Here is a 9901-nt window from a genome sequence, read left to right as displayed (position 1 = left end):
GCCCACCCCACGGAAGCTCCTCCGGCGGCCTGACCTGCCGGCAGCAGAGCACAGCCGGATCCCCCGCCCACCCCCCGCCGATGACGCTCCGCAGAAGCCCGCGCCCCCAACCAAGGACACCCCCGCTGAACCGGCACCACCCGCCAACGACACCCCGGCACCCGCCTCACCGAGCACCCCGGCGCCCGACCCCGCGTCTGATCCCGGCCCCGCACCGGACCCCACGCCCCCATCAAGCCCGACGCCCAACCCAGAGGACCCCGCACCCACGCCCCCGACTCCCGTGAATCCCACGCCCGTTGAGGACCCCGCCCCGGTCAACCCCCCGGCGTCCACCCCGACCCCGGCCACGCCACCGCCCACCACGACAACGCCCGAGCCCACCACCCCCCCGGCCACAGCAGACCCGGCGCCCGACCCCGCGCCGAACGCCCCCGAGCCCACCCCCGGAGACAACTGCTCGGCCCCAGAAGGCCCTGACTCACCCGTCCAGGACTGAGCGACCCGGCGTCAAAGGCAGACCACAACACCTCGGGCGCCGAGTTCCTGGAGTTCCTGGCCTCGGCGCCCGTATCCGTACCCCTACCAGCGCCTGCAACAGCACCGACCCCGGACGCGTACCCGCACCGGTACCAACACCCGCGCCGGCACCTGTACCGCGCCTAAGCCCAGCCCCGGCCCCCGCCCGCCTCAGCCGACCTCGTTCTCCGCCACCGCCTGCCCATGCACGACCACATCCCCGCCGTAGAACATCCCCGTGAACACCGGCGAGTACGTCAACTGCACCTCGACCTCGACCTGTTCCGCGTCCGCCGCCACGCAGTGCGTCGCGGCGATGTCCGCGCCGGACATGTTCATCTCGCGGGCGAACGCCTTCACGCGGGCGTCGCAGTTGCCGAAGTTGATCGGGGCGGGGCCGTTCTCGTCGTCGTAGAGGGATTCGAGGTCGATGTCCTGGGCGGCGTAACGGGCGGCCTGTTCGGCGATGTCGGCGGCGCGTTCGCGTTTGCTGATGGACAGGCCGCCGTCGATCACGAAGGCCGAGAGGGAGAGGAAGACCAGCGCGAAGATGATGACCGCGCCGGCGCCCGAGCCGCGGTCGTCCATCGCGGCCCGGCGGGCGGACAGCCAGCCTGCGACACGGTTCCGCACGCCGTTCACACCGTTCTCCGGAAGGGGTCGAGGGGGGAGCTGAAGCTCGCCGTCAGGGTGGTCGGGACGTCGAGGCCGAGCATGGCCAACCCGCGTACCTGGCAGCTCACTTCGACCGTGAAGAACGTCGCCGCCTCGAAACCGGCGCTCGTCTGGTTCACCGTCACCGGGCCCGAGCAGACATCCGCGAGGTCCGCCTCCGCCGCCTTGCGGGCCTCGGACATCGCCGTCGCGTGGTCCTTCTGGATCGACCCGGCACGCGCCGCGTCCCGCGCGGCACTGTCGATCGCGCCGCGACCGTCCACGAGTTGGCCGAAGGCGACCAGCACCAGGATGAACAGGATCATCACGGGGGCGAGGATCACGACCTCGACCGTGGACAGACCCCGGTCGCGTTCATCGCTGCGGAACCGGCGGGCCACCCCGCGCAGAGAGGACTTCATCTTCTAGTTCCCGTCCTCCTGGACGAACCTCTCCACCGGCCCCTGCGACTGCGCGTGCACCGTCAGGTCCAGGCCCGGAAAGACCGTCGGCACCTTCGCCGTGATCTCCACGCCCACCGTGTTCTGCTCGGGCTGGAGCATCGTCACGCGCGGCGACAGCACCAGCTGCGGGCCGAGTTGGCTGATGTAGCTGTCGACGACGTCCTGCGCCTCCCCGCGCCAGCCGCCCGGCTGGGCGTCGGCCGTGGCGCGGGCCTTGCGGGCGCCCGCCTGGGCCGCCGCCTGGGCGACGTGGTCGGCGAAGAAGTACAGCGCGAACTGGACCGTCGCGAAGATCATGAAGAACAGGACCGGGGTGAGCAGCACGAACTCGATCGCGGTCATGCCGGAGTCGCCGCGGGCGGACGCCTCTTCCCGAGCCGTCCGCACCCTGCGGCGCACCCATCTGCCCACGCCCACGCCCCAGCCCACGCGCAACCCCGTCAACTCGACCCTGTCTTCAGTGAGATCAGCAGGTCTTGCCCGCGTCGGCACCCTTGATGCAGTCGCCGACCTTGTTGGCACCCTCGCTCAGGGCGGCGTTGATGATCGCGGCGACGACGCCGACGATCGCCACGACGACCGCGGAGATGATGACCCACTCGACCGCGGAGGCACCGCGGTCCAGCTCGCCGGAGCGGGCGCGCTCGACGCGCGCGGTCAGGAAGGTGACCAGGAAGTCCACCGCCGGGATCCCGGTGCTGAAGTTCCGTCCGTTCATGATGTGTTGTCCTCTCGGTACAGCGGTTGGCAGCAGTTGTGGAGACGGCCCAAGGGGCTTCAGGGGCTTCAGGAGACCTGGAAGACCCGCATGGCCGCCGGGAAGATCAGGAACACCAGGAATCCGGCGCACAGCAGCAGCTGGGCCACGAGCATCGACTGCGACTTCTCGCCCGCGCTGCCCTCGATCTCGGCGAGTTCGCGGTGCCGCATGGTCTCGGCGCGGGAGGCGAGGGACTCACGGACCTTCGCGCCGTCGTCCGCCACCAGGGCGAGCGAGGCGGACAGGTCCTTGAGCTCCTCCACGCCCAGCTCCTCACCGAGCGCGCCCAACGCCTGCCACTGGCTGATGCCGGTGATACGGGCGTCGGCGAGGGCGTTGCGGATGCGCTGGGTGGCCCAGCCGTCGGAGACCTCGGCGGCCGCCATCAGGGCCTCCGGGAGGCCGCGGCCGCCGGCGAGGCTCATCGACACCAGGTCCAGGTACGCCCCGATGACGCGCCGCAGGTCACGACGCTTCTCGGCGGCGTCCCGTCGTACCTCCAGGTCGGGCAGGAAGAAGAAGATGGCGCCGAACGTCAGCGCCAGCCAGATCGGGATGATCGGGCTGCTGCCCAGGCTCAGCGTCCATGCCACCGCGAACAGGAACGGGCCGAAGAACAGGCCCGCGACCCCCAGCAGCACCTTCGTGGCGAGGAACTTCTCCCAGCTGCGGTCCAGGACGGCGAGGTCCGCGCGCAGCGACCGCTGCTCCCAGCCCTGCTGCAGATAGAACTCGGCGACGCGCGCGCCGACATCGGCCCGGATGCTGCCGATCCTGCCCTGGTCGGAGGAGGTCCGGGACGACTCGTACGCCGCCCCGCGCGCCCGCATCGCGTCGATCCGCGCCACCTGCGCGATCGCGCTCCGCTTCGACGGCATCAGGGCGCGGACGAGGACGTAGAGGCCCAGGCCGATGACGGCGCCGACGACTACCGGCATGGTCAGGTTCATCGACGTACCCCCTCTTCCTGCTGGAGCGTCTGGGGCGACTGGGACGACGGGTTGCGCGGCCGGACGAACTGGACCGACGACTCGTCCTTGATCAGGAAGCGTTCGGGAGTCTCGATGGTCGACAGCTTGCGCAGCCACCAGAAGCCGAGCGCGAACAGGCCGCATACACAGGCGAGTACGAGCTGGCCGACGGCCGTGCCGTACGGCTCCACGAAGTCGCGGTTGAAGATGGACAGCCCCAGCACGAAGGCGATCGAGACGGCGACGACGATCTGCACCGAGCGGCGCGTCGAGGAGCGCTGGGCCATCACGCGCTGCCGCATGTCGACCTCTTCACGGGCCGACTTGGCGAGCGCGCCGAGCACCTGCCGCAGACCGGGGCCGCGGAGGCGGGCGTTGAGGATGAGGGCCGCGACGATGATGTCGGCGGACGCGTCGTCGATCTCGTCGGCGAGGTGCTGGAGCGCGTCGGGCAGCGGGGTGCGGGCGCGCAGGCGGTCGACCAGGGCGTCCAGGTGCGGACGCAGCACCGGGGCCGCGGCTCGCGCGGACGCCGGGATCGCCTGCTCCAGGCCGACCGCGCCGGCGATGGTGTCGCGCAGGGACTCCGTCCAGGAGGCCAGCGCCTCCACGCGGCGCATCGCGGCCCGCTCCTCCGCGGCGCCGCCGAACAGCCGGTCCCAGAAGAAGACGAGTACACCAGCCGCGATGCCCGCGACGGCCCAGCGGGTGAGCAGGAGGACGACGAGTCCGACGATGGCGGCGAGCGAGCCGCGCTGCCCGGCGAACCGGATCAGCTCGCTCGCCCGCTCGGCGGCCTTCTGCTTCTCGTGCTCGGGCTTGGCCGGCAGACCGCGTACGGCGACCAGGAACAGCGCGAGCCCGCCGCCGACGGCGACACCGCAGGCCAGTGAGTAGAGGACGGTGGTGGAGAAGAGCCCGCCCATGGAGCCGAGCGAGTCCAACGCCGCGAGATTCACCGCGTTCCCTGCATTCGCTGCATGCCCTGCATCCGCCGCGTTCGCTGCATTCACTGCGAGATTCATGATTACCCCCACGTCCCCGTGGGCCGGTAGCCCTGGGCGATCAGGTCGTCCACGCAGGCGATGGGCGCGTGCGGCACGATCCGGCCGTCGTGCGCCTCGGCGAACACCTCGCTGGACAGCACCCGGCCGTCCACGCCGTTGACCTCGCGGACCGAGGTGACCATGCGCTGGAGGCGGCCGCCCGTCTGGTAGTTGTTGCGCCGCTGGATGAAGACGACGAAGTTCACGGCGCCCGCGATGAGCATCTGGCTGGCCTCGATGGGCAGTCGCTCGGACGCCTGGAGCGCGTACGTGGAAATACGGTTGAAGACCTCGTGCGAGCTGTTGGCGTGGATCGTGGAGAGCGAGCCGTCGTTGCCCTGCGACATCGCGTTGAGCATGGTCACGATCTCGTCGCCGAGCACCTCACCGACGATGACACGGGAGGGGTTCATACGGAGCGAACGGCGGACCAGCTCGGCCATCGAAATCATGCCCTGGCCCTCGGAGTTGGGCAGGCGTTCCTCGAAGGCGACGACGTTGGGGTGCAGGTCGGGGAAGGTGTCGAGGCCGAGCTCCAGCGCGCGCTCGACGGTGATGAGGCGCTCGTGCGGCGGGATCTCGTTGGCGAGCGCACGCAGTAGCGTCGTCTTGCCGGCGTTGGTCGCGCCCGCGATCATGATGTTCTTGCGGGCGCGGACGGCGCAGGCAAGGAAGTGGGCGACCTCGGGGCTGAGCGTGCCGTTCCCGACGAGGTCGGAGATGAAGACCTTGCCCATACGCGCACGACGGATGGAGAGGGCCGGGCGCCGGGTGACGTCCATGACCGCCGACAGACGCGAACCGTCCGGGAGGCGGAGGTCGAGCTGCGGGTTGGCGGAGTCGAAGGGACGGGACGACAGACCCGAGTACGCGCCGAGCACCTGGATCAGCTCGATGAGCTCCTCGTCGGACTCGGCGACCGGGTCGCCCTTGACCTCGCGGCCGTCGGAGTAGCCGACGAAGACCTGGTCGTACCCGTTGATGTCGATGTTCTCGACATCCGGGTTGTCGAGGAGGGGCTGGAGCCGCCCGACGCCGAACAGCGCGGCGTGCACTGCGGCGGCGTACTGCTCCTCGGTCTCCGCGTCGAGCGGGGTGCGCCCGGCGTTGATCTCGGCGCGGGCGTAGTCCTCGAGGATCTGGGCTATGACCGCGCGGGCGTAGTGCCGTTCGTCCTCGCCCGACATCGGCGTGACACCGGCGACCTGGTCCTGACGCCGCTGCTCGGCGATCCGGTCACCGGCGTCCTGCCGGAACCGCTTGACCAGTTGATGGTCGACAGCGGTCATCGCCCGGCCTCCGCATGGCCGTTCATCTGGCCGAGCGGCTGACCGTGCTGGGCCTGGGTGGGTACGGACCAGGCGGCGCCGTACTGCTGGTACAGGTCGGCGGTGACCTTGCGGGCGGAGCGGATGAGCAGCGACTTGTCGAGGCGCCCGCGCTTGCGGCCGGCCAACTGGTCGGCGCCGGCGGGGTCGTCGGCGATGGTGCCGACGACCCGGGCGCCGGTCTGGGCGTGCACGAGCATGTCGTTGACCTGGCCCGCGATCTTCGCCGCGTTGTTGGTGTCCGCGACGAGGACGACCCCGATCATCGGGTTGCCCATGGTCGCGACGCCACGCTGACCGCCGTGCAGCTTGTTGCCGAGGGCGGCGGCACGGTCGCGGACGCGCGCGATGGCCTCCGGCTCGGTACGGGAGATGAGCAGCACGAGGGAGGCGTGCGGGAAGAGGTCTACGACGGGAGTGTCGCCGGCGATGCGGCCGCAGTCGGCGATGACGTCGGCGGCGGCGTGCGGGGACTCGGCGAGGGAGGCGAAGGAGTGGCCGAGGGTCGGCCAGAGCCCGGCGAGACCGGCGGCCTGCTCGGCGTTGCCGAGCCCGACGAGGACTTCGAGCCCGCCGCTCAACGGCTGGACGTGGTCCCAGAGTTGGTCGGGCACGAGGCCGCGGCGCGCGGTGGCGGCGATGGACAGCATGCCGGTGTTCGGGTTGAGGGGGCCTCCGTGCGCGGCGGCACTGCGGTACACGAGGTCGCCGCCCGCCGGGTCGGTCTCGGCGAGCAGGACACGCCGCGGCCAGACCGCCGCGAGGGCGACGGCCGCGGTGGTGACGCCGGGGGAACCCTTGTCGGCGGCGAGAGCGATGAGCGCCATGGGTGGGGCCGCCTTCTAGTTGCCGGAGACGTGCACGACGGCGACCGCGCCGGCGGAGGCCGCCTTGGCCACGGCGGCGGCGTCGGACTGGTCGACGAGGAGCGTGAGCGAGAGGTTGCCGGTGCTCACGGTGGCGTCGTCGTCCGCAGCCACGGTGTTGACCTTCGCGCTGTCCACGATGAGCCCGCCGGACGAGGCCGCGGACGAGGACGAGCTGTTGTTGTCCGAGTTCGAGTTGGAGCTGGAGGAGCCGCTGTCCACGTTGTAGACGGCGACGGTGTCACCCGCCTTGATGTCCGACGGGTACTGGCCCTCCTTGAGGGCGACGCCGACGGCGGCCTTGCCGGCCGGGAGGCTCTCGCCCTTGGCGAACATGTCGCCGATGACGACGGTGCCCGCGTAGATCGTCGACTTGGCCTTGTACGTCTTGAGGGCGTCCAGCTGGGACCACTCGACGTAGTTGATGCTGTCGTCCTTGGCGACCAGCACGGACGTCGCGTTGCTGGTGTTGACCGATTCGCCGGCCGGGATCTCCTTCGTCACCTTGACGACCTCGACCCGGTCACCGGCCTGCAACACCAGCATGGTCGCGCCGAGCGCCCCCACCAGAATCAGCAGCACCGCCAACGCGGCCAACGCCGGTTTGCGCTCGCGAGGCGGCGTGGGAAGCCGGTCACCGACCGACGGCTGAGCCGGAGCGGCGGAACGACCCTGACCCGCCCCCGTACGCTCTTGGATCTTCACGCAACCGCTCCCCGTACACCCAAGAAAAAGTCTGCCAAATAAGCTGGAAATTAGGACACTTCACCCAGGTCCACTCGACTTGTGCGAATAGCCATCGCTGGGGTGAGTGTCAAGCCATGGCACCGTATCAGCCGCACATAAGCCCCTCAAGGCGCGTTCGAGGTCACGCATCTCACCCCGCATCCTGTTATCCATCTGCAACTTCAGGCGCGTGGTGCCCAGTTATCCGGCTGCCCGAAAGGGCTTGTCAGCTGTGCGCGAGCGAACCGTGGACTCCTACCCCGTCCCGCCCGTAACGCGACGTTCGTCACCACCCGCCCATGAGGCCTGCACGATTCACTCACGAAGGCCACGGGGCGCCATGCCATGATCTTTGCTCGGTTTCACGGACACGGGGGCGATGAGGCGATGACGGACGCAGGCCCGGATCTTCTTCCGATCGGCGGGACGGCGCTCGCGTCCGACCCACGGGTCCTGGCGGCGGCCCGGGCGATCGGCGCCCGCACCGGCGTCGACTACACGAACGACGCGGTGGTTACGGCGCTGCTGGCGGAGCGGCGTAGGGCGGCGCACAAGGCCCAGCACAGGCCGTTGGCGTGGGTGAGCGGCCTGCTGATAGCGGCGGCCGTGGTCTGGGGCATGGTGTTCCTGCAGATACCGTCGCTGGATCGCAGAGCGGCGCTGGCGGCGGGCCCGCTCCTGGTGGTGGCCATCGCCATGTACGTCCATGTCCACAAGGGCTGGAAGCGCGAGCTGATGCATCCCGCACTCGCCGGTTACCGCGAGCTGCTGGGGGTGGCCATGGCGCACGGCCTGCCGTTGGCACATGTGCCGCCGTGGTTGGAGGGGCGCCCGTCCTACGACACGACCACCACGAACGCGGCGGGGAGCAGGAAGGGCGCGACGCCGATCCCGTCGTACCCGAAGGTGGATACGGCCGCGTACCCGAAGGCGGATACGGCCGCCCCGTCAGCTCCGACCCCCCACTCGCCGGTGCCAATCCCCCCGAAGCCCCCCGCCGTCGACGAGTACGAGCGCGTCGCCGACGCCGGCGGCTGGCACGACGAGGCGGGCTGTCTGCTGATCATCGCGGGCGCGGTCGGTGCGGGGTGGGCCTGGTCGGAGACCGAGCCGATCGGGTACGGCGCACTCGCTCTGATCCCCCTCGCGATCATCGTGTGGCTCGCCGGCCGCAACCAGGGCAGCAAGAAGGCCCGGCTGCGGGCGGAGGCGACGGAGTACGTCAAGGCGATCGCGGCGGCGCAGGCGGCGGGGGCGCAGGTGCCCGAACTCTCGCCGCAGCTGAAGAAGTTGCTGCACGGAACATACGTCCCGTAAGCACACGGAAGACCCATCCGAAGACCGAGGAGTCCCCCCATGAAGCGCGCCGCACCGGCCGCCCTCTCCCTCATCTCCGTACTGTCCCTCGCCGCACTGACGGCGTGCGGCGGAGCAGAACAGGGCTCGGACGCGAAGACGACCGACCAGGCGAAGGCCACGGCCTCGTCCTCGGCCTCGGCATCCGCTTCCGCCACGAAGCCCGCCGCGGACCCGGCGAAGGAACTGGCGAAGCTGCTCGTCACGAAGGTCAAGTCCGACGACAACGACTACAGCGTCCATGAACCGGCCTCGGGCGACGCCATGGCCACGAGCCAGAAACAGTTGACGCTCGACAAGAAGGTCTGCGCCCCGATGGCGTATGCGACGAACTACCTCCCCCTCGGTGACCCCGAGGCGTCACTGGTCCGCATCGCCGACAACGGCAGGACCGTCTACACCTACATCACCCTCGCGAGCTACTCGGCGGGCAAGGCCGAGGCGGCGATGAAGGGCCTGGCCGAGGCGGCTTCCGCCTGCACGTCGGGCTACACCGCGAAGTCCGCCAAGGCCTCCACCACCTACTCCTCGGTGAAGAAGGAGGCGGCTCCGGCGGCCACGGGCGCGGACGAGTCGATCGCCACCGTCTCGACGGTCCCGTACAAGGGCACCCAGACGATGCGCACCCAGACGTTCCGCTTCGGCGACACGATCGTCAACTACTTCTCGATCGACAGCGGCGGCTTCATCAACGGCCGCTCGTCCGAGGCCACGGTCCCGGCGGATGTGGTCAAGGCGCAGAACGCGAAACTCGGTTAGAACTCCTCGCGGCCGAGGGCGTGCCGCAGATAGGCCACCAGGTTTCCGGCCACAAAGCTGCGGGAGTCGGTCTCGTGGTCCCACACGAACACGTCGTGGTCCCGCTCCGGCACCCGCACGAAGGCGAACTGGTCACCCCCGCCGTCGTCCCCGAAGAACATCAACGGCTCGAACGGCATGTACAGCGAACGGAATTCGGGCGTACGGCGAAAGGCGAGGTTGTCGTCGAGGATGCGCGCCGCCGACCAAACGACATCCTCACCGGTCTGCCCCACTACCCCGTCGCACTCCAGCAGCAGCGCCCGCAGATCGGGCGGCAACCGCTGCCCGAGGCCGGCCTCGGCACGGTCGAGCGCGACGGGGTCGGCAGGGGAGGCCGCCTGCACCTCCGGGTACTCCGTGAGAATCTCCCGCCACATCTCGAATGCTCCTCACCGGCCGGCGATGTCCGT

12 protein-coding genes are annotated in these 9901 nt (G+C 70.1%); 2 read left to right on the top strand and 10 right to left on the bottom strand.

Translation table 11 applies throughout. The features are described 5' to 3' along the window. Window positions 1-690: 690 nt before the first annotated feature. The 9 genes from IQ210_RS39470 to IQ210_RS39430 form a co-directional block, all read right to left on the bottom strand. On the bottom strand, window positions 691-1107 hold the full coding sequence (locus IQ210_RS39470) for a pilus assembly protein TadG-related protein (protein ID WP_179851332.1): 417 nt from the start codon (window positions 1105-1107) through the stop codon (window positions 691-693). Between the two features lie 50 nt (window positions 1108-1157). Further along, the gene (locus IQ210_RS39465; protein ID WP_194084079.1) at window positions 1158-1595 is read right to left on the bottom strand and encodes a TadE/TadG family type IV pilus assembly protein; all 438 of its coding nucleotides are present in this window, start codon (window positions 1593-1595) and stop codon (window positions 1158-1160) included. 3 nt (window positions 1596-1598) lie between these two features. Then, complete coding sequence (locus IQ210_RS39460) at window positions 1599-1979, bottom strand: TadE family protein (protein ID WP_228049326.1); 381 nt, start codon at window positions 1977-1979, stop codon at window positions 1599-1601. Between the two features lie 124 nt (window positions 1980-2103). Next, on the bottom strand, window positions 2104-2355 hold the full coding sequence (locus IQ210_RS39455; protein ID WP_194084078.1) for a hypothetical protein: 252 nt from the start codon (window positions 2353-2355) through the stop codon (window positions 2104-2106). A 68-nt stretch (window positions 2356-2423) separates the two neighbouring features. Then, entirely contained in the window at window positions 2424-3347 is a 924-nt protein-coding gene (locus tag IQ210_RS39450; RefSeq protein WP_194084076.1) for a type II secretion system F family protein, read from the bottom strand. Continuing rightward, a complete protein-coding gene (locus IQ210_RS39445; RefSeq protein ID WP_194084095.1) occupies window positions 3344-4294 on the bottom strand; it encodes a type II secretion system F family protein in 951 nt (316 codons plus the stop codon). The genes IQ210_RS39450 and IQ210_RS39445 overlap by 4 nt, the downstream gene beginning before the upstream one ends. A 101-nt stretch (window positions 4295-4395) precedes the next feature. After that, a complete protein-coding gene (locus IQ210_RS39440) occupies window positions 4396-5703 on the bottom strand; it encodes a CpaF family protein (protein WP_194084075.1) in 1308 nt (435 codons plus the stop codon). Further along, on the bottom strand, window positions 5700-6569 hold the full coding sequence (locus tag IQ210_RS39435; protein WP_194084073.1) for a hypothetical protein: 870 nt from the start codon (window positions 6567-6569) through the stop codon (window positions 5700-5702). Before IQ210_RS39435 ends, IQ210_RS39440 begins: the two co-directional genes overlap by 4 nt. A 15-nt stretch (window positions 6570-6584) precedes the next feature. After that, entirely contained in the window at window positions 6585-7313 is a 729-nt protein-coding gene (locus IQ210_RS39430; RefSeq protein WP_194084072.1) for a hypothetical protein, read from the bottom strand. A gap of 408 nt (window positions 7314-7721) precedes the next feature. Here IQ210_RS39430 and IQ210_RS39425 point away from each other — a divergent pair, with 408 nt between their 5' ends. Then, window positions 7722-8651, top strand: coding sequence for a hypothetical protein (locus IQ210_RS39425; RefSeq protein ID WP_194084071.1), 930 nt, complete (start codon window positions 7722-7724; stop codon window positions 8649-8651). Window positions 8652-8690: 39 nt separating this feature from the next. After that, on the top strand, window positions 8691-9449 hold the full coding sequence (locus tag IQ210_RS39420) for a hypothetical protein (protein WP_194084070.1): 759 nt from the start codon (window positions 8691-8693) through the stop codon (window positions 9447-9449). On the opposite strand, the gene IQ210_RS39415 is transcribed toward IQ210_RS39420, so the two are convergent. Next, entirely contained in the window at window positions 9446-9868 is a 423-nt protein-coding gene (locus tag IQ210_RS39415; protein WP_194084069.1) for an SMI1/KNR4 family protein, read from the bottom strand. The genes IQ210_RS39420 and IQ210_RS39415 overlap by 4 nt on opposite strands. Between the last annotated feature and the right edge of the window lie 33 nt (window positions 9869-9901).

The sequence above is a fragment of the Streptomyces justiciae genome (assembly GCF_015163075.1).
Taxonomy (GTDB): Bacteria; Actinomycetota; Actinomycetes; order Streptomycetales; family Streptomycetaceae; genus Streptomyces; species Streptomyces justiciae.
This window is presented reverse-complemented; position numbering and strand designations above follow the sequence as displayed.

Excerpts from the sequence above, each read along its gene's own strand:
- IQ210_RS39470 (WP_179851332.1), bottom strand. The coding sequence starts at position 1,107 with ATGGACGACCGCGGCTCGGGCGCCGGCGCGGTCATCATCTTCGCGCTG.
- IQ210_RS39465 (WP_194084079.1), bottom strand. The coding sequence starts at position 1,595 with ATGAAGTCCTCTCTGCGCGGGGTGGCCCGCCGGTTCCGCAGCGATGAA.
- IQ210_RS39460 (WP_228049326.1), bottom strand. The coding sequence starts at position 1,979 with ATGACCGCGATCGAGTTCGTGCTGCTCACCCCGGTCCTGTTCTTCATG.
- IQ210_RS39455 (WP_194084078.1), bottom strand. The coding sequence starts at position 2,355 with ATGAACGGACGGAACTTCAGCACCGGGATCCCGGCGGTGGACTTCCTG.
- IQ210_RS39450 (WP_194084076.1), bottom strand. The coding sequence starts at position 3,347 with ATGAACCTGACCATGCCGGTAGTCGTCGGCGCCGTCATCGGCCTGGGC.
- IQ210_RS39445 (WP_194084095.1), bottom strand. The coding sequence starts at position 4,294 with ATGGGCGGGCTCTTCTCCACCACCGTCCTCTACTCACTGGCCTGCGGT.
- IQ210_RS39440 (WP_194084075.1), bottom strand. The coding sequence starts at position 5,703 with ATGACCGCTGTCGACCATCAACTGGTCAAGCGGTTCCGGCAGGACGCC.
- IQ210_RS39435 (WP_194084073.1), bottom strand. The coding sequence starts at position 6,569 with ATGGCGCTCATCGCTCTCGCCGCCGACAAGGGTTCCCCCGGCGTCACC.
- IQ210_RS39425 (WP_194084071.1), top strand. The coding sequence starts at position 7,722 with ATGACGGACGCAGGCCCGGATCTTCTTCCGATCGGCGGGACGGCGCTC.
- IQ210_RS39420 (WP_194084070.1), top strand. The coding sequence starts at position 8,691 with ATGAAGCGCGCCGCACCGGCCGCCCTCTCCCTCATCTCCGTACTGTCC.
- IQ210_RS39415 (WP_194084069.1), bottom strand. The coding sequence starts at position 9,868 with ATGTGGCGGGAGATTCTCACGGAGTACCCGGAGGTGCAGGCGGCCTCC.